The 22623-nt window shown below is 37.2% G+C and carries 18 protein-coding genes; 11 read left to right on the top strand and 7 right to left on the bottom strand.

Features of this window, described 5'->3' with window-relative positions; all coding sequences use genetic code 11:
• Nucleotides 1-224 precede the first annotated feature (224 nt).
• Both QM491_RS18315 and QM491_RS18310 read right to left on the bottom strand, forming a co-directional pair.
• On the bottom strand, nucleotides 225-1505 hold the full coding sequence (locus tag QM491_RS18315; RefSeq protein ID WP_166549664.1) for a hemolysin family protein: 1281 nt from the start codon (nucleotides 1503-1505) through the stop codon (nucleotides 225-227).
• Nucleotides 1506-1600: 95 nt separating this feature from the next.
• A complete protein-coding gene (locus QM491_RS18310) occupies nucleotides 1601-2818 on the bottom strand; it encodes an MFS transporter (RefSeq protein ID WP_283328999.1) in 1218 nt (405 codons plus the stop codon).
• Between the two features lie 237 nt (nucleotides 2819-3055).
• Here QM491_RS18310 and QM491_RS18305 point away from each other — a divergent pair, with 237 nt between their 5' ends.
• Nucleotides 3056-3277 (top strand): hypothetical protein, encoded by a 222-nt coding sequence (locus tag QM491_RS18305; protein WP_166549666.1) that lies wholly within the window; start codon nucleotides 3056-3058, stop codon nucleotides 3275-3277.
• Nucleotides 3278-3479: 202 nt separating this feature from the next.
• Here the strand turns inward: QM491_RS18305 and uvrA are convergent, their stop codons facing one another.
• Complete coding sequence (gene uvrA / locus QM491_RS18300) at nucleotides 3480-6353, bottom strand: excinuclease ABC subunit UvrA (protein WP_283329085.1); 2874 nt, start codon at nucleotides 6351-6353, stop codon at nucleotides 3480-3482.
• 390 nt (nucleotides 6354-6743) lie between these two features.
• Here uvrA and QM491_RS18295 point away from each other — a divergent pair, with 390 nt between their 5' ends.
• From QM491_RS18295 to QM491_RS18285, 3 genes are all read left to right on the top strand, one after another.
• A complete protein-coding gene (locus tag QM491_RS18295) occupies nucleotides 6744-7331 on the top strand; it encodes a hypothetical protein (protein ID WP_283328998.1) in 588 nt (195 codons plus the stop codon).
• A gap of 7 nt (nucleotides 7332-7338) precedes the next feature.
• Complete coding sequence (locus QM491_RS18290; protein WP_283328997.1) at nucleotides 7339-7575, top strand: hypothetical protein; 237 nt, start codon at nucleotides 7339-7341, stop codon at nucleotides 7573-7575.
• Nucleotides 7576-8097: 522 nt separating this feature from the next.
• Nucleotides 8098-10905, top strand: a complete 2808-nt coding sequence (locus tag QM491_RS18285) for a M16 family metallopeptidase (protein WP_283328996.1) — start codon at nucleotides 8098-8100, stop codon at nucleotides 10903-10905.
• Nucleotides 10906-11095: 190 nt separating this feature from the next.
• Here QM491_RS18285 and QM491_RS18280 read toward each other — a convergent pair whose 3' ends face one another.
• Nucleotides 11096-11782, bottom strand: a complete 687-nt coding sequence (locus QM491_RS18280) for a response regulator transcription factor (protein WP_283328995.1) — start codon at nucleotides 11780-11782, stop codon at nucleotides 11096-11098.
• A 172-nt stretch (nucleotides 11783-11954) separates the two neighbouring features.
• The gene (locus tag QM491_RS18275; RefSeq protein ID WP_283328994.1) at nucleotides 11955-13703 is read right to left on the bottom strand and encodes a sensor histidine kinase; all 1749 of its coding nucleotides are present in this window, start codon (nucleotides 13701-13703) and stop codon (nucleotides 11955-11957) included.
• 293 nt (nucleotides 13704-13996) lie between these two features.
• Between QM491_RS18275 and QM491_RS18270 the strand changes: the two genes are divergently transcribed.
• Both QM491_RS18270 and QM491_RS18265 read left to right on the top strand, forming a co-directional pair.
• Nucleotides 13997-14884, top strand: a complete 888-nt coding sequence (locus QM491_RS18270) for a T9SS type A sorting domain-containing protein (RefSeq protein WP_283328993.1) — start codon at nucleotides 13997-13999, stop codon at nucleotides 14882-14884.
• 247 nt (nucleotides 14885-15131) lie between these two features.
• Nucleotides 15132-16055 carry a hypothetical protein gene (locus QM491_RS18265; protein WP_283328992.1) on the top strand — a complete coding sequence of 308 codons (924 nt, stop codon included), beginning with the start codon at nucleotides 15132-15134 and terminating at the stop codon, nucleotides 16053-16055.
• A 135-nt stretch (nucleotides 16056-16190) separates the two neighbouring features.
• Here QM491_RS18265 and QM491_RS18260 read toward each other — a convergent pair whose 3' ends face one another.
• Complete coding sequence (locus tag QM491_RS18260) at nucleotides 16191-16688, bottom strand: DUF456 domain-containing protein (RefSeq protein ID WP_283328991.1); 498 nt, start codon at nucleotides 16686-16688, stop codon at nucleotides 16191-16193.
• 63 nt (nucleotides 16689-16751) lie between these two features.
• On the bottom strand, nucleotides 16752-17816 hold the full coding sequence (locus QM491_RS18255) for an endonuclease/exonuclease/phosphatase family protein (protein ID WP_283328990.1): 1065 nt from the start codon (nucleotides 17814-17816) through the stop codon (nucleotides 16752-16754).
• A gap of 315 nt (nucleotides 17817-18131) precedes the next feature.
• Here QM491_RS18255 and rpmB point away from each other — a divergent pair, with 315 nt between their 5' ends.
• The 5 genes from rpmB (at nucleotide 18132) to QM491_RS18230 (ending at nucleotide 22047) form a co-directional block, all read left to right on the top strand.
• Nucleotides 18132-18371: a 50S ribosomal protein L28 gene (gene rpmB, locus QM491_RS18250; RefSeq protein ID WP_283328989.1), complete on the top strand. Its 240-nt coding sequence runs from the start codon at nucleotides 18132-18134 to the stop codon at nucleotides 18369-18371.
• Nucleotides 18372-18522: 151 nt separating this feature from the next.
• The gene (locus tag QM491_RS18245; RefSeq protein WP_283328988.1) at nucleotides 18523-19332 is read left to right on the top strand and encodes a hypothetical protein; all 810 of its coding nucleotides are present in this window, start codon (nucleotides 18523-18525) and stop codon (nucleotides 19330-19332) included.
• A 152-nt stretch (nucleotides 19333-19484) separates the two neighbouring features.
• Entirely contained in the window at nucleotides 19485-20612 is a 1128-nt protein-coding gene (gene moeB, locus QM491_RS18240) for a molybdopterin-synthase adenylyltransferase MoeB (protein WP_283328987.1), read from the top strand.
• 78 nt (nucleotides 20613-20690) lie between these two features.
• Nucleotides 20691-21404 (top strand): head GIN domain-containing protein, encoded by a 714-nt coding sequence (locus QM491_RS18235; RefSeq protein ID WP_283328986.1) that lies wholly within the window; start codon nucleotides 20691-20693, stop codon nucleotides 21402-21404.
• A gap of 106 nt (nucleotides 21405-21510) precedes the next feature.
• A complete protein-coding gene (locus QM491_RS18230; protein WP_283328985.1) occupies nucleotides 21511-22047 on the top strand; it encodes an RNA polymerase sigma factor in 537 nt (178 codons plus the stop codon).
• The last annotated feature ends 576 nt before the right edge of the window (nucleotides 22048-22623 follow it).

Below are 22623 nucleotides of genomic sequence, written 5' to 3'. Positions count from 1 at the left end.
CGAATACTCAAAACAGTATGGTCACCATTTTTATTGGCTTATAAAATTTAAATATATTTCTACAAACATAAAAAACCCCAAACGAATTATCGTTTGGGGTTTTTTATGTTTGTAGGAGATGGGTATCAGCTTTGGGTTATAGCTAAGTTATTAGACATTAATCATAAACTTTTCAATTTGTAATAAATCAATTTTCAAATCTTCAAATCATTCAAATCTTCAAATTATCCCTCTGCATTTAAGATTTTAATTAAAAGTTTATCGACTTTTGCACCATCCATATCAATAATTTCGAAGCTCATATTTTGCCAAATAATCGTATCACCTTGTTGTGGTAAATCCGTCAATTCATTCAAAATTAACCCAGCGACTGTATTGAAAGAGTATTCTTGAAAATGATTAGGCAAATCAAAGAATTGTAAAAAATCTACCAGTGGATACTGCCCATCAATCAGCCAAGAATCATCTTCTCGCTTGTCTAAACGATAACCATCATGGTCAAAATCTGATACGTTTCCTACCAATGCTTCTAGCAAATCATTGAGCGTAACAATACCTTGTGTTTGACCATACTCATCAATGACAATTCCGTAATGAATTTTACTATCCTTAAAACGCTGTAAAGCTTGGTAAGCCGAAGCATTTTCAAGAATAAATTGTGGAGGAGAAAGATATAAGCTCAAGTCAAAGTCTGTTTGACTCAGAGGCAAAAACAAATCTTTCAGGCGTACTACGCCGATAATATGGTCTTTGTCTTTTTCGTAAACAGGATATAACGAGTGTAATTCTTCATGAATCACTTCTCTGATTCGGTCAGAAGAATAGCTAGATTTTAAAAATACCACATCGTTGCGGTGCGTCATCAACGACGATACATTTCTATCGCCCAGACTAAATACACGTCCCACAATATCTTGTTCTATTTCATGAACCTCACCACTTTCGGTACCTTCTTGCACAATCGCCTTGATTTCTTCTTCGGTTACTTTACTGTCGGTAGAAGGTTTGATGTTGAGAATTTTGATTAGTAAATCCGAGGAAAATGTCAAAAGCCAAACAAAAGGAGCTGTAAGCGTCGATAGCATATTCATCGGACGAGCTACCGTTTTGGCAATAAACTCGGGATTGGTGAGTCCAATACGCTTTGGAACAAGTTCGCCAAATACCAAGGAAAGATAAGTAATCAACAAAACCACCGTTGTGACCGCCAACGTATGTTGGTAAGGCGCAAACAATTCAAATTGTCCGTAAAAAGCTTTTATATCATTGGTCATTTTTTCTCCCGAAAAAATACCTGTTAAAATTCCAATTAAAGTAATACCAATTTGAACTGTAGATAGAAAACGGTTGGGCTCATTGGCAATACTCAAAGCAATTTTGGCATTGCTATCTCCTTTTTTCGCAGCAGATTCGAGTCTGGCTTTTCGAGCAGATACCAGTGCAATTTCTGACATTGAAAAAATGCCATTAAGTAAGATTAATAAAAAAATAATGAGTAGTTCCATGTAATAAAATCAATCAGTCGAATGATTTGAGAGTGAATATTTGAGGTACTAAGTTAGGGATTGTGTATGACAAATACTCACACGTAAAGACACCATTAATCCGAATGTTTAATAAAATGCTTTTGTAGCAATAAAAAACCAAGCATCGAAGTCAAACATAATCCTCCCATGACATACCAAAGTTCCGCAAAATTCCATCGTTGAATAATCTGTGCACCGATGGTGGGAGCGCTGATTTGAGCAATAGAATAACACATTGAATATAGCGCTAGATATTGACCTCTATTTTTTTCATTAGCTCTATCTACGACTAAAGTTTGCATGAAAGGCATCGCAAACATTTCGCCAATGGTATTAAAGGCAATCGAAAACCAAATAAACATTATTGCCGTGGATATATTCAGCACAAAAAACGAACAAGCTGTAAGTAACAAACCTATAGCGATCAATATAGGGCGTGGTAGGCGTTTTTCGACCGTATGAACAAATATCATTTCGGTGGTAGCAATTAACAAACCATTGAAAACCATAAAAGCACCAATTCGAGACTCTGAAAGCTTTATGACTGTTCTAAAATATAAAGGTTCCAAAGAAAATAACTGGAAGAACGGTATCGCATACATGACCACCAATGCCAAAAATACCCAGTAAAATTTATCCTTGTACGCCGAATTGGGTAGATTACTCACATGAGTTTCAGCAGACTTTGAGGAGGTCGTATCAAGCACTGGAGGTTTTATTAAAATCCTTAATAAAATAGCAGCTACAATACAAGTTACTCCGTCGCCCCAAAACAGATAGTTGTAATCCATCTCTGCCAAAATACCACCCATACCGCCACCAATCGACCAGCCTAAGTTGATGGCCAAACGATTGAGTGTGTACGAGCGTGTGCGGTTTGCAGGTGTGCTATAATAAGCAATAGAGGCGCCATTGGCAGGGCGAAAAGTATCACCAAGCGTTGTAAAAATAAACACTCCTGCACAAATACTGTAGAGGGAGGTTAATTGCATCAAAACCAATAATGCAATGCCTGACAATAATAAACTGTAAAATTGGATAGGGTAAAAACCTATTTTATCAGTTAGTTTTCCACCTAAAAAAGTGCCAAATAACGCTCCTGAGCCATAAAATGCCATGACAATCCCTGCGTCTGCCACCGAGAAGTGAAGTTTTTGAGTAAGATATAAGGTTAAAAATGGCAAAACCATCGTCCCGCTACGGTTGACAAACATGATTGCTGATAGCAACCAAACCGATTTGGGAAGTCCGCCAAATGCATTTTTGTAAATATATAAAGGTTTGAAAAACATATTTTTAGTTTGAGATTGAAGCGAATTTTTATTCAATTTAGCCCCTCATAAAATTGGAAATATCGATGATTGATTTGGTATGATTTTTGGGTGCATTTCTAAAAAAATCTATCTTTGGTTAACGGTCAAGCAACGAATTTTGTAACTTTGTTGTTAACTAGTTGAATAACAATTGTTTCTCTCCTGTTCCGTGTAAAAGATTGTTTTAACCACACAACCCACCAAAAGAATAGTGTTATGAAAGACTCGCCAGTAATTTTAACGCCAGAATCTGTAGAGCTTCTTGTTGCGAATATTGCAGAGGAATTATTGAGAGGGCAAAATACTTATAAATCTGAAACGCAAGCAGTGCGTAAAAGAATCAAAATAGGCATGTTGAAAACCCTTTCTTATCAAGAAATTTTGTACTCAAATAAACAAACGTCGAGATTTGAGCCTGCTCAATCTGATGTAGCTTAGCGTTTTCCTTACCGCCATAAGGTGTAAAAAATAAGCTCCTTAATCCTTCCTGACTTTATATAATCCTTTTAAAACTTTGTATCAACTTTTCAGTACTATTGTAGCAGTTTGAGCTATAGTAGATGAATTGTTATGACTTTAAAAATTCAGATGTCAGCCACACAAGGTATGCGTAGCTGACATCTGAGTGAGACGCTGTAGCTTATAATTTCTCTTTCAAAAAAGTAGCAGTAAAGCTATTTCCTTCTTTTACCATGTCTTCTGGAGTTCCCGCAAAAGTGATATAGCCTCCTTGATTGCCACCCTCTGGACCGAGATCAAGGATATAGTCTGCCGATTTGATGACTTCCATATTATGCTCGATAATAATTACTGAATCGCCTTGCTCAACGAGTGCATTGATGGCTTTCAATAGTTTTTTAATATCGTGAAAGTGCAAACCTGTTGTAGGTTCGTCAAAAATAAAGAGGGTCTTCCCTTTACTCGAATTCCCCTTTCCTAAGAAACTTGCCAATTTGACACGCTGTGCTTCCCCACCCGACAAAGAGCTTGAAGACTGACCCAGTTTGATATAACCCAAACCAACTTCTTGTAACGGTATCAGTTTATCAGCCAGTTTAGGGTCTTCTTTTGAGAAAAGTATAATCGCTTCATCAACGGTCATATCCAAGATTTCAGCAATATCCTTTTCTTGGTATTTTACGTCTAAGATTTCTTGTTTAAAACGCTTTCCACCGCATGACTCGCATTTGAGGCGCACGTCTGCCATAAACTGCATCTCAATGGTAACTTCACCCTCGCCTTGGCAGGTTTCACAACGACCACCGTCTACGTTGAACGAGAAATGCGCAGGTTTATAGCCACGATTTTTTGAAATAGCTTGTTCTGAATACAACAAGCGAATTTGATCATACGCCTTGATATAGGTAACGGGGTTTGAGCGTGATGACTTTCCTATGGGATTTTGGTCAATCATTTCAACAGCCTCAATTCGATTAAGACTGCCACTTAATTCTGTAAATTTCCCTGTTTCATCAGTGAATGTCCCCAAATGTCTTCCTAGTGCAGGAAATAACACTTTACGAATAAGTGTTGATTTTCCTGAACCACTTACACCCGTCACCACCGTGAGTACTCCAAGTGGAAATTTGACATCTAAGTTTTTAAGATTATTTTCTCTTGCACCTTTGATGTCTATAAAAGCAGTTGATTTTCTACGAAACTTTGGTACAGGAATACTATCTTTTCCAGTTAAGAAATTAATCGTATGACTTTGTATTTCGGTGACTTGTGCGTCGCTCAATTGTTCGTAATTCCCTTGAAATACAAGCTGCCCACCATGACTTCCCGCATCAGGACCAATATCAATGATTTGGTTGGCCACTCGCATGACCTCTTCTTCGTGTTCAACCACAATAACGGTATTGCCCAAATCTCTCAACGATTCTAATACCGAAACCAAACGTTGTGTGTCACGTGGGTGCAAGCCAATCGAAGGCTCATCTAGGATATACATCGACCCAACAAGCGCACTTCCCAACGAAGTTGCCAATTTGATACGCTGAAATTCACCACCCGATAAAGTCGACGTAAGACGATTAAGCGTAAGATATCCCAAACCCACACGACTCATAAAATCTAAACGATTTTGGATTTCTTGGACAATACGCTTCGACAATTCCATTTGGTAATCAGGAAGCTCCAGTTTTTCAAAAAATTCTGTTACTTCTGAAAGGGGCATCAATACCAAGTCGATAATAGATTTACCGTTGATTTTGACATAACCTGCATCTTTACGTAAGCGTGAACCCTGACAGTCGGGGCAAATAGTACGACCACGATAGCGAGAAAGCAAAACTCTAAATTGGATTTTGTGCGTCTCGGTTTCGAGCATTTGGAAAAAAGCATTAAGACCTCCAAAATACTCGTTTCCTGTCCATAACAATGCTTTTTCCTGTTCTGTTAAATCTTTATAGGCTCTATGAATAGGAAAGTCGAATTTGATACCATTGCGCAACAGCGGAATAAGCCATTCGCCCATTTTTTCGGTACGCCAAGGAGCAATAGCCCCTTCATATACCGACAGGCTATGGTCTGGGAAAATAAGGTCGTGGTCTAACCCTAAAACTTTACCAAATCCTTCGCAACGCTTACAAGCTCCATAAGGATTGTTGAAGCTGAAAAGATTAAGCGATGGTTCTTCAAAAATGATTCCATCTGCTTCAAATCTATCTGAAAATACTTTTGTTTCTTGTCCAACGAGTTCGATATAGCATGTGCCACTTCCCTCAAAAAATGCCGTTTGTACCGAGTCCGAAGCACGAAACTGTGTTTCTTCTTCGGGCTGACCGTCGTCCTCTTTTTTGATTACCAATCGGTCTATTAATATTCTGAAATTATTTTTTACCAAGTCAATAGGAGGGAGCTCTTCTATTCGCGCTGGATTTTCTAGTAGTTCTTCCAAAAATAGAGTCTCCTCATCCACCACGATACGGGTATAGCCTTTTTGCATCAATACCTGCATTTCGGACTGTAAACTGCGTCCTTCTCGCAAAAATAATGGCGCAAGAATTAAGACTCTTTGACCTGATTCTTGTTCAAACAACCAGTTAACCACATCGGTAACGGTATCTTTTCTAACGGTTTTTCCCGAAAGAGGTGAATATGTAATACCTGTACGAGCAAATAATAATTTGAGATAATCATAAATCTCAGTGGTAGTACCTACTGTTGAGCGAGGGTTTTTGGTCGACACTTTTTGCTCAATCGCAATAGCTGGCGAAACACCCTTGATATAGTCTACATCAGGCTTTTCCATTCTGCCCAAAAACTGACGAGCATACGAACTTAAGCTTTCGACATACATACGTTGCCCTTCGGCAAAAAGCGTATCAAATGCCAAAGAGGATTTTCCCGAACCAGATAAGCCCGTAATAACCACAAGCTGGTTACGAGGAATAGCGACATCAATATTTTTGAGGTTGTTGACTCTTGCCCCTTTAATAATGATATTCTTTTTAGGGTCGAGGTTTTCTATGGAAGACTGTTGGTTCAGCGTGATTTCGGCAGTATTCATCAAAATGTCGGATAGTTGAATTTTGGCAATATGAGAATGATTGAGTGTTGCCAAATTTTGTCCAAAACAATTACAGGCAAAATAAGGATGAACAAACCTTGAATTGTCATAGGTTTGTTGTCCTCTCAAAGTTAGACAAAAAACTAGACAAGATTGTTTCGTATGTACGCAAGAATGTAGCAAACTTTCCATTAATTTAAGGGTTTGATACAAGTGATTGCAACGAAATGATATGTAAAATGTGTCTTTATGAATAAAGGATGACTATTTATAAAGACAAAAAAGCAACTAGGATTCACAACGAAGACTTTTTGTTCGAGGATAACGTCTTTTTGTTGATAGATGAAACATCTATAGCTTATTGAAACACAATAGATTAATTTTCAAACCATGAAAAAAATACTTCTTATTCTCTGCTTACTAACCGCAGGTAACATAACAAAAAGCTGGGCGCAGGAGCCGGTTGTAATTAAACAAGATGGCGCAACGGGTGACCTCGACGCCGAGGAAAACGAAGAACCAGACGTAAGAGATTTATCCTTCCGTGAAAGATTGAAGTTTGGGGGCGGTATCGGTGGTTTGCAGTTTGGTAATCCAACACTCATATCAGTTTCGCCGATGGCGGGGTATTTACTAACCAACGAAATGACTTTAGGTTTGGCGGTAGATTATCAGTACACCAAATACACAGGTGCTACAGCTTATAATCTATATGGGCCTAGACTTTTTACGCAATATCGTCTTCGCTTCTTGGAGTCTATTTTGTCTAAGGCTTTTGCACAAGGAGAGGTTCAACAGTATTATGGTAGTGCAGGTACTTATAAGCTTAACTATGACCCTCAATTTTTGGCAGGTGTTGGTCTAGGATATGGAGGGTTCCAGATTTCAGCATTATACAACTTTAGTTATTCGTCCAATAATCTAACATCTCCTTATGGTAGCCCTATCGTTATCCGAGTGGGAGGCTTTTTCTTCTAAGCTTATTATGGTAAACGAGAAACGCGGTTTTGATGGTCTTCGCCAGCTCATTGTACAAGTGATGATTGGCATAATGAGTTTTTTCCAAATAGTGCTTACTCTTATATTGGCAATTATTGCTTTTAAAGTGTATCAAGATTCTAATTTTTGGGAGGAGGCTAATGGCATCAAAATCGTAAGTATTACCGTTGCTTTACATATTGCCTTACTGATTTTGAAAAAAAGATTCAAACAAATGAGTTAGGTCCTGAACAAGTAACATATTTTTTGGTGTAGTAGCAACTCTTGCAGTTTCCATTTTGAAGGCGGCAACTACAAGAGTTGCCACTACACCAATTTTATTTTAATGGCAATGCTCAAATTATCATCCCTAATTTGGTGAATGAACGAATGAGTGATTCTGTTAAAATTTGTATTCTAGAAGTAGAGACGCAATGATTGCGTCTTAAGCGGAGTAAAATCTAGCATGGTTTCATCAAAAAAGGCGCTCGGAAAACAATTTTCGAGTGCCTTTTTTGATACTTAAATGCAGGATTACACATCTTTCAGACGCAATCATTGCGTCTCTACTGGTAAATTTCTTTTTTAAATAATCACTCATTCACTCAATCTTAACTCACTCAATAATAAAACGCACAGGTTTCTGTTTTTAATTTCCACTGAATAATAGAGTGAAATCAAAACATTCATTAAATTTGGAAGATACGGTAAGTGTGTCTTATCGTATGAATCAATACTTTTTAAATCTCATAACTTTAAAACTTTCATGAAAAAAGTTGTTCACCTAATTGCTACAGTTGCTTTAGGAATCTCTTTGAGCTTTGTAGGCTATGGACAAACCGATTTGAGCCAAAAATTACCCATGGATCCGTCGGTGCGTGTGGGCGTATTGCCCAATGGAATGAAATATTTTATCCAGAAAAATGCTGAACCTAAAAACCGTGCTCAGTTGCGCCTAATGGTAAAAGCTGGCTCTGTACTCGAAACCGACGAGCAACAAGGCTTAGCACACTTCATGGAGCACATGAACTTTAACGGTACAAAAAACTTCCCGAAAAATGAATTGGTCAACTTCCTTCAAAAATCAGGGGTTCGTTTTGGTGCTGACTTAAATGCTTATACTGGTTTCGACGAAACGGTGTATATGCTTCCTGTACCAACCGACTCTATCGAGGTTTTCAAAAAAGGTATCCAAATTCTGGAAGACTGGGCACATAACGCAACACTCGAACCTAGCGAAATCGACAAGGAACGTGGTGTTGTATTAGAAGAATCTCGTTTGGGAAAAGGTGCTCAAGCCCGTATGCGTGACAAGTATTTTCCTTTGATTTTGAACAACTCGCAATATGCCAAGCGTTTGCCTATCGGGAAAGATGATATTTTGAAAAACTTCAAATATGATGTTTTAAAACAATTTCATCAAGATTGGTATCGCCCCGACTTGCAAGCTGTAGCCGTAGTAGGTGATGTGGATGTGGATATGGTCGAAAAAATGATTAAAGAAAAATTCGGCGCAATTCCTGCGGTAGCCAATCCAAAACCAAGAGTAAAATATGATATTCCGTTGACTGGCGGAACAGACGTTGCTATTGTTACAGACCCAGAACAACCTAATACGGTGATTCAGGTAATCTCGAAACAACCAAAGAAAAAAGACGTAACTTATCAAGACCGTCGTGATGGCATCGTTCGTTCATTGTTCAATATCATGCTTTCTTCTCGTATTCAGGAACTAACGCAAAAAGCTGATCCTCCATTTTTGTATGGACAAGCAGGTTACAGCGGTTTCTTGAGTAATCTCGACGGCTTTAGCTCGATTGTAGTAGCCAAAGGCGACAATATCGAAGGCGGTTTGAAAGCTATTTTGGAAGAAACTGCTCGTGCGAAAAAATTTGGTTTTAATGCAAGCGAATTTGAGCGTGCGAAAAAAATGTATTTAGTAAGTCAAGAAAATGCTTTTAAAGAAAAGGATAAGACTAGCTCAGAGGACTTGGTAGATGGTTTGGTAAGTGCATTTTTAGAAGATGAAGTACTTACTTCTATTGAGTTTGGTTATGATTTTACGAAAAAGTATATCGAAACAATCAAACTTGAGGATATCAATGCGGCTGCTAAAGCGCTGATTACAGACGATAACCGTGCGGTTGTTTTGATGGCGCCAGAAAAAGATAAAGACAAGTTGCCTTCTGCCGAAAAAATCAAAGAATTGTTGAATAATACAGGTAAAGATGTAACAGCTTACGTTGACCAATCTGTACAAAAACCATTGATTGAAAAATTACAGAAAGGAAGTAAGGTTGTTGCTACAAAACAAATTCCTGAAATTGGCGTAACAGAGTTGACTTTGGGTAATGGAGTGAAAGTAGTAGTAAAACCGACAGACTTTAAAAATGACGAAATCTTAATCAGTGGCTATAGTGTTGGTGGGTCAAACTTGTATGCTGATAAAGATGCTGATAATGCAAAACTAGCTTCAACAATTGCGTCTATTTCAGGCGTGGGTGATTTCAATACCATCAACTTACGTAAGTTATTGACAGGTAAAACGGTGAGAATTGCACCATATATTGGCGCTACTACCGAAGGTATTAGTGGCTCAGCGACACCAAAGGATTTTGAAACAGCATTAGAGTTGATTTACAGTTATTTTATGCAACCACGTTTGGATGCGGAAGTAGTAAAAGGCTTTTTGAGCAATCAACGTGATGGGTTATTGAGTCAACAAAAAACTTTGACACCAGAAAAAGTATATAGCGATTCATTGACTGCTGTATTGTCAAGCTATCACCCACGTAGTATGCCTATTACGGCCGAACGTATTGAGAAAATTGATGCAAACAAAGCTTTCGCCATTTATAAAGAGCGCTTTGCTGATGCTTCAGATTTTACATTCTTCTTTGTAGGTAATATCAATTTGAAAGAATCACAACCATTATTTGAGAAATATTTGGGTGCTTTACCTTCACTAAAACGTAAAGAAGTTGCCAAAGACTTGGGTATTTATCCGCCAAAAGGTAAGGTTGAAAAAACAGTTTACAAGGGCACCGAACCAAAAGCAAGAGTAACAATGGTATGGTCGGGACCGTTGGTGTACAACGCCGAAACTGATAAACAAATTGAGGCACTTTCGGAAGTATTAGAAATCAAGTTGATTGAAAAATTACGTGAAGAAGAAGCAGGTGTATATGGTGTTCAAGTAGGAGGTTCGGCTTCAAAAATACCATCGGCGCGTTATAGCTTCAGAATTGGTTTTGCTTGTGCTCCTGAAAATGTAGAAAAATTGGTTACTCGTACTTTAGCGGAAATTACTGCTGTACAGACCAAAGGTGCTGAGCAAACAGACATCGATAAATTCAAAGCTGAATCAAAACGTCAAACAGAAGTACAATTGCGTGAAAACGGTTTCTGGTTGGGCTATCTTCAAGGACAATATCAATACAAAGAAGACTTGAAGGATGTCTTGAAAGAAGAGGCTTTGATGAAACAAGTAACGGTAGAAAGCACTAAAAAAGCAGCTAACCAATACTTAGGTAAAGACTTTATTAAAGTTATTCTTTTACCAGAGAAAAAATAGTATTGAGATTATTCTCCAAATTTCCATTAAAAAAGGCGTTCGAAAATTCATTTCGAACGCCTTTTTTAATGGCATATTTCAGAATCCTACCGCCTTAGACGCAAAGTATTACGTCTCTACTGCAAGAAGATAATTTTTAACATAATCACTCATGCACTCAATCAGAAATCACTCAATTTCTGACTAATTATTAGCTCATCAACTTAAATCCTTCACCGTGAAGGTTGATGATTTGGATAGTTGGTTCTTCTTTAAAAAACTTACGCAGTTTGGTGATATATACGTCCATACTACGGGCATTGAAATAGGTATCGTCACCCCAAACCATTTTCAAGGCAAAGCTACGGCTTACGGGTTTGCCTATATTTTCGCAGAGTAATTTTAGCAATTCACTTTCTTTAGAGGTCAGTTTTTGTTGACCAGAAGCATGAAATAATAGCTGTTTTTCAGCATCAAACTGATAGGCTCCAATCACAAATGAATTACTTTTGACAACACCTTCGGTAGATTGTTTTTGGCTTCTTCTCAGAACCGCTTGAATTCGGGCCAATAACTCCTCCATCGAGAAAGGCTTTGTCATATAATCATCAGCTCCTACCTTAAAGCCCTGTAGTGTATCTTCTTTCATAGCTTTAGCGGTAAGAAATATGATAGGTGTATCTTTATCAGACATTCTTACTTCTTTTGCCAAAGTAAATCCATCCTTTTTAGGCATCATTACATCAAAAATACACAAGTCATACTCTGTCAAAACAAATTTAGAAAGGGCATCATCGCCGTCCTTTACTAAAGTTGTTTCAAATCCTTTGATGGTGAGATATTCCTGTAAGAGCTGTCCTAAATTAGGGTCATCTTCGGCTAATAAGATTTTATTCATAATGTGTAAGCGTTATACGTGTTGTCGATGGAATAGGTAAGGATTCCAATGTAGTAAAAGTGCGTTCCCTTATCGTGCATTAGGCAAAATATTTCCTTCATTTTATCAGAAACCCTTTTAAACTTTTAGCTTATTGCATAGTGCTTAAAGCCGATTTACCCACTTACTTTAACTAACTTTTGGCAATAGGTAAAATAATCTCGAAGGTACTTCCTTCGCCTAGTTTGCTTTGCACACGGATTTTACCTTTATGCTCTTCTACGATTTTTTTGACGTAACTCAAGCCCAATCCAAAGCCTTTGACATCGTGAAGGTTACCTGTGGGTACACGATAAAATTTCTCAAAAATATTCTTGATAGACTCTTTTGTCATGCCAATGCCCTTATCTGCTACTCTGATGGCAATACCTTCGGGCGTTTCCTCGGTTTGAATAGAAATCTGAGGCTTTTCGGGTGAATATTTATTGGCGTTGTCGAGCAAGTTAAAAATTATATTGGTAAGATGCACTTCGTCAGCTTCTATTTCGGGGTTGTCTGCTTTAAAATCAAAGCTCAAATCGCCTTCACGAAGCTCAATTTGCGGACTCATATTTTCAAGGACATGCTCTATTACCTGATGGATATTTACTAAGCCTAGTTTGAGTTTCAACTCGCCACGCTCCATTTGTGCCGTTTGTAGTACTTTTTCTACCTGCGAGCCTAACCGTTTGTTCTCCTCTTTGATGATGTTCAAATAGCGACTAAACATTGTTTTGCTGGCAGCTACATCGTTGTCTTGTAACATCTGAGTAGCCAACGAAATGGTTGAAATCGGCGTTTTGAACTCATGGGTCATATTGTTGATAAAATCGTTTTTAATATCTGCTAAATGCTTTTGTTTCACAATCGTATTGACAGCAATATAAAAACAGCCCAACATAACCAAAATCAGCATCAGTGAGCTTGCATACATTACCCACATGGTACGTATGATGTAGCGGTCTTGGTTGGGGAAATATAGTCTTAAATAGCTCTCAGAGGCATTCAAATCATTAGGAAAAAGGTTTACAATATAAGTGTCTTTGTCGCTTTTTAAACCATTTTCTTTGTATTTTAACGAGGATGCATAATGTAATACTTGAGCCTCTTTCGTACTAATTCCATATTCAAAAGGTAATGAAATTCCTTTGTTTTTAATTTCCTGTTTTAGTAAAGAATCTAAAACAATGAAGTTGATTCGCTCAGTAATTTTGCGTTTTTTGAAAAGAAAATCACTCAATACCTCTTTAGCCATCTGCCCTTGTGAGTCTATGTCTGTATGTTCATGAACCAAAACATCTTGTTGATGTGCTTTTGCTTTTTCTTCTTGTTTTCGTTTTTCGGCAAGTTTTTGAGCTTTCTTCGCCGAATCTTGTTTGTATTTAGCTACTGTAGCATGATTATTTAGTGCTTCTGCTAAAATTTCGTCCAAACGCTTATTTTCATTGAGTCTTTTCTGGACTTCCTCCATATCCATATTCACCGACCATTCTTCGTACTCTCGGACTTCGCCATTGGGTAAAATTTCGGTACTTTTAGATACCAAAATATCGGAAGGCAACGAGCTTTTGGCAAGCGCCTCAATGCCCGCAGGCAAGTTTGGATAGCTTTTGGTCGCCACAGGTGTTTTATGAGGTTCTTTGGCTTTGGTCGAAATAGGATTGGCAATCGCTACCAACTGCTTTTGTTTTTCCTCAACTTCCATTTTTTGTTTAGCCAAATAAAAAAACTCTTGTTGCCCCAATCGCCTTACTACTCGTTGCATCGCATCACGGACATCGCTACCAAATTGTTCGTTTTTGGCACGAAGCGTAAAGCCCAACCAGTAAAATTGGAAGATGATTAGCCCTAGCGAACCAAATGCCATAAGAGCGATTATATATTGTATTTTCCGTTTTGTCATGCCAATTAGTGCTATCCTAAATACATCAATTTCAGAGGATTGATGCAACATTTTGTTTAAAGTGGTTTCTTTAAAATGTTCAAACGCGTTGGTAGCGTGAATCAATTCAAAAGGTATATCGCAAAATTAGAAGGAATAGTATTATCATAAAGCCCTTTTAACATCTTTTAACAGAGTTCAACGCTTTGATATTGAATTGGTTCATTATGTTTGTTCTTGATAACAAAAACGCATTTACCACTAGCGTTTGGAAACGATAACTTGTACGTTGTTCCATTAAAATTTACAAAACTATGAAGGTTACTTTTAAATCATTTAGCGTAGCTATTTTGTGCTTGGCAAGCGTATCGTCATTTGCTCAAAGCAAGAGTATTTCTCAAACTGTTCAAGAGAAAGACGGGAAATTGAAAGTACATGTCGAAACGACCGAAAATGGCAAAAAGGAAGTTTTTGAGCGTAATTATAACGTGGAGGGTTTGAGTAGCGAAGCTAAAGAAAAATTAGTTTCTGGTATTACGGATTCTCTAATGGCTAAAGCGGATGGACCAAAAGCAAAAATTAAAATGAAGATTTTTGCTGATAAGGATGCTCAAAAAAATAACGATGTTGAAATCCAATCATTCTCATTTAGTGATGGTGATTCTCTTTTGGCGGCTCGTCCTAGAAAAGATATGAAACGTCGTATTATTATCAAAAAAGATGGTCAGACTATTGAGCGCGATATAGACGGAGATAATGATAACTTTAATTTCAATTTTGATTTTAAAGGAATGGATAAAGACATGCAGAAAAGATTCAAGGACTTTAATGCTGACGAATGGGTTGCTAAAGCTCAACCACGTTTGAAAAGCTTGCAAGATGGAGCTAAAAATCTTTTCTTTTTTGATGGAAATGGAACATTCCCGGGTATGAGCGAATCCAAAACGATTCATGGTTTGAGAGTGTATCCTAACAAACCTTTTGATGCTAAACTTAACCTTCGTTTTGACGCTCCACAAAAAGGAAATGTGACTATTTCGGTTACAGATGTGAATGGTAAAGAAGTGGGTCATCAGGTGGTAAAAGATTTTGAAGGCGAATTTATGGGTCAAGTGGATTTGAAGAAAAACACAAAAGGTACTTTGTTCGTTACTGTTACACAAAACGAAGATGGCACTGTTAAGCGTGTAGTTGTAGAATAAAAGTATTTGGTAAAAAATACCCAATCATAATGCCATCGGTGAAAGCTGATGGCATTTTTTGATAGAACAAGTATGAGTGCTGGATTACGAGTTGAGAATTTTTCCTGTCAGTGTCGAGTGTCTTACTCGACAACTGGCGCACAGCGGAGAACTGACCATGAATGTAGCAGTACACTTTAATAATAGCCTTCTGATTATCAGAAAATAAGATAACGGATGTACTATTGACTAATAACTTCTTTTACTTATGAAGACTAAATTACTAATAGCTTTCTTATTATTGACGTGGACAGGCTTTGCTCAAAAACGTCAGACATATCAATATTCAGATGAGGTTTTGGTCAAATATCAGCTCGAAATACACCCTGTTCAATCTCCTAAAGGTTGGGTGCTGTTATTGCCAGGTTTTGGCGAAACACCCGAATCCGTCTTGAAAGAATCGGATATTCCAGTGATAGCCGCACAAAATGGTTTGCTGGTAATTATTCCTTTTTTGAATGCCAGTCCTCCGTCATTTTACATAGATGAGCTTTCTCAAAAAGCCCTTGAATCTATTATAAATAAAACTTCCGAAAGATTAAAACTCCATAAAACGCCTTTCTTTTTGGGAGGATTTTCATTAGGTGGAAGTGGTGCAATCAGGTTAGCAAAGCGCTTAGTTGAACACAATAGCCCTATTCCTAAAGCTATTTTTGGAATAGATCCGCCACTAGATTTTGCTCGTTTTTATCAATCTATCGAACGAACTATCTGGCTCAGTCAATCGGCTATTGCGAGCGAAGAGGCTAAGTATTTGGTAGAAAGACTCAAAACGGAATTTGAAGGTACTCCCGAAAATAATCCACAAAAATATCAGGACTTATCGTGCTTTTCATACCAATCAAAAGACCTCAATCAACTAGATTGGTTAAAGAAAATTCCTCTGAGACTATATACCGAAATAGCGATTGAATGGCAAATGCAGGAAAGAAATAGAGATTTATATGATATTAACGCTATCGACTGTGTAGCAATGATTAATACCTTAAAAATTTTGGGTGCAACTCAATCTGAATTGATTGTGACTAAAGACCAAGGCTGGCGACGTCAACAAAAGATGCGAAATCCTCATTCATGGTCCATTTGCGAACCAAGAGCTTTAGTGAAATGGCTACTGAAATGGACTTTGTAGAGACGTAACAAGTATGTATTGCGGATATCGGATGTTGGATTTCGGAAGTGTAGGCTTCTCTATTTTGTAAAGAATAAAGGTCTTTTTCTTTATTTCCGAAATCAGCAATCCCAAATCCACAATCGTTACGTTTTCTCAAAAAAACATAATCATAATATATTCGCCAAGGGCAAAGCCTGACCAGAGTAACATGGCAAGGCATAAAGCAATTTTTCCAACCATGCCCGTAATAAGTCCTATAAACGAACCGATGGCAGCTTTCAAAGCTTTTGAAAAATCAGCGCCATTGATAAGTTCGCCAATCAAAGCGCCTAAAAATGCACCTAATAACATCCCTGCCGCTGGAATAAAAAACATACCAACCAATAAACCTATCGTAGACCCAATGGCTCCGTATTTGCTTCCTCCAAACTTTTTGGTTCCCCAAACGGGCGCATAGTAATCAAAAATAGCCATTGCTACTGTCAGTACTGTAAATATAACCAAAGTACTTTTATTGAACTCGACAAAGCGGGTATAGTGTAAACAAAACATTCCCGCCAAACTCAAGGGTGGACCTGGGATAGGAAGTACAGCCCCAGCTAAACCACCAAGTAATAAGCCAATCGCAAGAATAGTCAGAATAATGTCCATAGAGATAAAAGTTGTAAGTTTTGAGGTAGAAATAGCCAATGCTGACTCCTTACAATTGTTAGCCTATGGCAATGTATAGGATGCCGAAATAGGATAATGGTCGGAGTATTTTATTTCGCTGTGCGTGGTAAAAGAATGTATTTTGATTTTTTCACTAAAAAACTGATTGTCAATTCTTACAAACTTAGGGCTTCGATTCAGGGTAAAACCAAAACCATTACCAGCTTTTTCAAAAGCATTCTCAAGTCTATCTCGCACATGCCCATACGCTAGTCCATAAGGCATTTCGTTAAAATCACCACAAACTATAACAGGATAGGGGCTTTCATCAATGAGTTTTTCGATAGACTTAATTTCGCGAGCATGGTCAATAAAGCCTTTTTTCAAGGATGAAAGAATATCTCTTCCTTCGGTTTTTACCATGGCTTCATCTTTGTTATTGAACGCTTTGGCTACCTTCCCCACACGGATACCCATTGATTGTAGCTGAAGATTGATAATACGAACAGTGTCTTTTCTGAAAATAATATCAGCCAACAAATACCCATTACTGGTACTATTGCCAGGAAAAGCCTTACCTTTTTTACGGATAATAGGGTATTTTGAATAAATCGCCAGAGTTGAATAATAATGACTTGGATTGGCATTAAGTGCTCTATATGGATACTCTTTTTTGAGTAAATCTGCGGCAAACTTTCCCTCTTCGTTAGAGGTTTTACTAAACTCTTGAAAGCATTTGATATCAGCGTCGGAGTGTTCAACATAGTCAAACAAAGCTTCTTTGTCGGATGACTTCAGTCCTTGAAAACTAAATACATTATAACTCAAAACAGTTAGGTCGTTTTCTATTTTATCATTATTTGGCGAAATATGTAAGGTTCGTACTGTGAAAGGCCAGCCCATGAGCCAAATGATCAAGAAAACCCAGGCCCTAGAAGGTCTAATGTATAGCCAGAGAAGCCCCAATACCAAACAAGCCCCTTGCGCTATAGGAATGGACATCATCACAAACCCAGCAAACCAGTGCTCCCAAACAATGGTATAGCCCAAAAAGTAGGCAAATAGCGTGTACATACAAAGCGGTAAACTGCTGAGCCAAAGCAAAGAAGTGGCAATTTTTTTTATCATAAGGTATTATTTGATATACAAATTTGGCAGGTTTTCTTTCAAAAACGATAGAATTTGCGAAAACTTGATATGATAGCATAAATCTTTTCATAATAAATTGCGAGTTTACAAAATAATTCATACTTTTGCGTTCCAATTTCAGAAAACACTGATTATCAAGTCTATTACATCGCCGAATATAGTATTAAGTTTAATTCTGAATTATCATAAAGTCTTTTGAAGAAAATGTTTTATTATCAGTAAAAAGACTAAATATAGTAAAGAATTTTTTGATAGTGAGGCGATTAACACATAAACAATTAACGCATTTGTATCATGGCGAAGGTTTGTCAATTAACAGGAAAGAAAACTCAAGTGGGTAACAATGTTTCTCACGCTAATAACAAAACTAAAAGAAAGTTTTATCCAAACTTGCACACTAAAAAATTCTTTTTAGAGTCTGAAGGTGTATGGGTAACTTTGAAAGTTTCAGCGAAAGCAATCCGTACAATCAACAAGAAAGGTTTGGAAGCTTCTTTGATTGACGCTGCTCGCAAAGGAACTTTGAGCGTTTAGTTATACTTGTCTCCGACAATTTTAAAGCCTCTTCGTAATTATATTGCGAAGAGGCTTTTGTTTTGTCTGGAGTTTTGACTTATCAAACCATTGCTCAAAAAGAAAACTAACTAATGAATCATATCCCTCTGAGTTTTAATTATCGCAAAAAATGGATATACCTATCAAAGAACGCCAAATTGCAGAGTTCTGTCGTAAAGACTTATTAGAAGAGAACCAAAATCAAGTGATTAAAGTATCTTGTCAGACAGGAAGGGATGTAAAAAATATCCGTACCTCTATTGGTATATATTTTTATGATGAGTCACTTTCTAATATTCTCGGTCAAAATTTTGAATTCTTTCAGAAATACTATGAAGAGATTAGAGAAATCCTAATCTATAAAGCTAATCACGGTGAAATATATAGCAATCTAGTAATCACATTATATCCAAATGGAGATTATCAGTTTGAATATTGGTTTGATGAAGAACGAGTTTATAAAGAGGAATTTTTAACAGCGGCAATAGGATCTGAAAGCTTTCCAAGAACAATGGCAGATTGTCTATTAAGTTATGACTTACCATCTATTAACTTTAAGAAAAAATATGCTAAAATTATAATGACTCTTGAAATTAAAGCAGGAGAACCAGTTGTTGATTTACGCTATAGAAATGGTAGAAATCAAATAAAGCCTGTGTTTAACTTCACAGATAATACTGGCCAATTATATAAAGAGAGTGTGGACAAAATATTGAGGCTGACTGGAGATAGTTTATTACATCAGTATAATATTACTAATGGGATATTAAAAGAGTTTTGGGAACCATGGAACAAAATCATTATAGAAGTCCCACCAAGTGGTATTTTGAATGAGTTAGAGGATATACATTATTACCTAGACGATAAACCATTAGACAAAAAGTATTTTACACGGGGTTATTTTGACATGGAAAAATGGGAATACGTGAAATATAGGTGAAATCATGTTTTTAACCTCAGCACTCCAATATATTCACAACCAATGCTCTATTTTATTTTAAATTTATGAAACAAAATAGCGCTCGATAACCGTTTAGTTATTGCTTGTCGGTGATATGATTAACTCCTGACAACTTAATACCTCAATATACTATGCTGACATCTTCTGAAAAAACTCGTTATCAAAAACATTTACTACTTCCTCAAATAGGCATTGAAGGACAAGAGAAGCTCAAATCTACCAAAGTGCTTGTGGTGGGAGCTGGTGGTTTGGGTTGTCCAGTGCTTCTTTACCTAGCCGCAGCAGGTATCGGCAAAATTGGAATTATCGACAATGATGCCGTAGACTTGACCAATCTTCAACGTCAGGTTTTATACAAAGTGGAAGATATCGGCAATCCCAAAGCATTAGTGGCTACCAAGCGTCTTTTGGCGATGAATGATACCATCGAAGTCGAAGCCATTTTGCATAGACTCAAAAAAGAAAATGCTCTTCAGTATATTCAACAATATGATATCGTAGTTGACTGTACCGACAACTTCACAACTCGTTATTTGATCAATGATATTTGTGTCAAGCTCAATAAGCCTTTTGTGTACGGAGCAATCCACCAGTTTGAAGGGCAAGTTTCGGTATTTAATTACACCGATGCCAGTGGTCAACAAGGACCTACATACCGTTGTTTGTTTCCCGAACAACCTTCAGAACTAGAAATACCTAACTGTGCTACTATTGGCGTATTGGGTATTTTGCCTGGCACGCTAGGAATGTACCAAGCGAACGAAGTCGTAAAAATGGTAACAGGCATAGGCAAAGTATTGAGTGGTGAGTTTTTGATGATTGATTTATTAGAAAATACTTCTAGAAAAATAAAAGTAAAACGCCGTCCAGACGCCGAACAACTTGCTCGCCAGTCGGAGACACAAGAACAAGAAGAAATTGCCTGTAAAACGAATATTATGAAAACACTTTCGGTCGAAGAATTACAAGAGAAGTTAGAAGCACAAGAGGATCTATTTCTTCTCGATGTTCGTAATACAAACGAGTACGAAATTTGTCATTTAGACAATTCGGTATTGATTCCGATGAATCATATTCCTAATAATATCAAGCATATCCCACGTGACAAACCTGTAGTGGTATATTGTCATCATGGTATGCGTTCGGCTTCGGTTATTCAGTTTTTGGAGCAAAATCACCAATTCGATAATCTCTATAACCTCACAGGAGGAATCAATGCTTGGGCTTACGAAATAGACCCACAAATGGATACTTACTAAATTTTGACACTATCGATGCAACTTCTTCGTTAGTTTTTACATCTAGGATGTAATGTTTAACCTAAAGTTTGTGTAGAAATGAGAAAAATATTGATTGCGAGTATAGCAATACTCTTAGTAAGTGTAAGTGCTTGGGCACAAAATTCTCAAGAAATGACTGTTCAGGCTTTTACTAAAGTAGACTTTCAAGGAATCATGAAAGTAGAAATCGTAAAAGGAAATGCCAATAAAGTTACGGCCGAAGCCCATGGCAATCTTAGCTTGGATGATTTGACGATTTCTGTTTCAGGTGGTGAGTTGTCGGTAAGAACCAAAATATTTAAACAGCTTACCGAAAAAGATAAAAAAGCAAATGCTGGAAGTTATTATGAAGTCAAAGTGGTTTATAATGCCGATTTGAGTAGTATTAAGGGTGGTCGTGGTGCCGAAGTACAGTTTGGCAATGTTTTGGCAGGCAACCATTTGATTTTAGAAGGCAGCTCTGGGGCAATCATTAAAGCCGATTTAGACCTCAATACGCTCGAAGTTGCAAGTTTGCAAGGAGCTATTGTCAATCTAGAAGGAAAAGCAAAATACCAGTCAGTTAGAGTAAACACAGGAGGACAATTGCATGCTTTTGATTTGAAAGCAGAACAAACCGATGCCAAAGTTAATACAGGAGGTATTGCAGAAGTTGCTGCTTCACAATCCTTGGATGCTTCGGCAGGTACAGGAGGCTCGTTGACTTATAAAGGAAATCCTACTCAGAAGAGTATCAAATCTAATTTGGGAGGAGAAGTGAGAAGTTTATAATTGCCCAAAAGCTGACCACAATCATGAATGCTTTATGAATACCATCATAAAGCATTTTTGCTTTTAAGGGCAAATTTGTCACATACAAAATCTATTCCCTTGTGTTATGAAGCCATCCCAAGATAAATTGTCTCTATTCAATTGGTTAATACAAAAATATCAGCGTAAGATTTATTGGCATGTTCGTAAAATGGTTCTTTCGCACGATGATGCAGATGATTTGACGCAGGAAGTATTTTTGAAGGTATGGCAAGGACTTGATAATTTTAGAGGAGATTCTCAATTGTTTACTTGGATGTACCGTATTGCAACTAATGAGTGTCTTAATTTTCTGAGAAATAAACGTAAAATGCAGTTTTGTGAAATTGAAGATTTCTCAGAGGTATTTGTATCTGACCACAATCACGATGTATTGATTTCGGGAGATGATATTCAAATGGCTTTACAAAAAGCAATTATGACATTGCCAGACAAACAACGACTAGTATTCAATATGCGTTATTTTGATGAAATGCGTTATGAAGAAATTTCTCAAATAACAGGTACTTCAGTAGGTGCACTCAAAGCTACTTATTCGATTGCAGTTCATAAAATCGAAAATTTATTACATACCAATCAGCACAAATTACATTATGCTGCCTAATGATATTGAGTGAATTGTGATTTAGTGAATGAGTGGTTGTTTTTGGTTGAATTTTATGTGTAGAGACGTAATACATTGCGTCTAAAGCGGAGTTATCCAACTATTCATGAAACATGAGTCATCCCGAATTTTGGAATAATTTAAAATAGAGACCTCTTGTTTGTACTTATTGGGATTTACAAGGTGAACCATTGTATTGTTTATGTAAAAAGGCGGTCGAAAAACTAATTTCGACCGCCTTTTTACATACTATATTTCAACATGACATCTCTTTAGACGCAAAGCATTGCATCTCTACTAGTAAAATCTAGATTAAAAATAATCACTAATTCGCTCAATCACTAAATTACTAAATTCGGGATGACTCATGTTTTTGATACTTTATTTCAGAATGATGCGTGTTCAGACGCAAAGCATTGTGTCTCTACAAGTGAAATGTAACTAATAATAATCACTCATTGTAGATTTACGCTTACAAAATAATATTTGGTAATGAGGGAGTTAAACCGATCACTCAATGGTAGATAGATACTGAAGTGATGTTTGGTTACTCCTTCATGACAAATGCTCATAACG

This window comes from Flectobacillus longus (genome assembly GCF_030056705.1).
GTDB lineage: Bacteria > Bacteroidota > Bacteroidia > Cytophagales > Spirosomataceae > Flectobacillus > Flectobacillus longus.
Note: the sequence above shows the minus strand (reverse complement) of the source record. Positions and strands in the feature narration are given on the sequence as shown.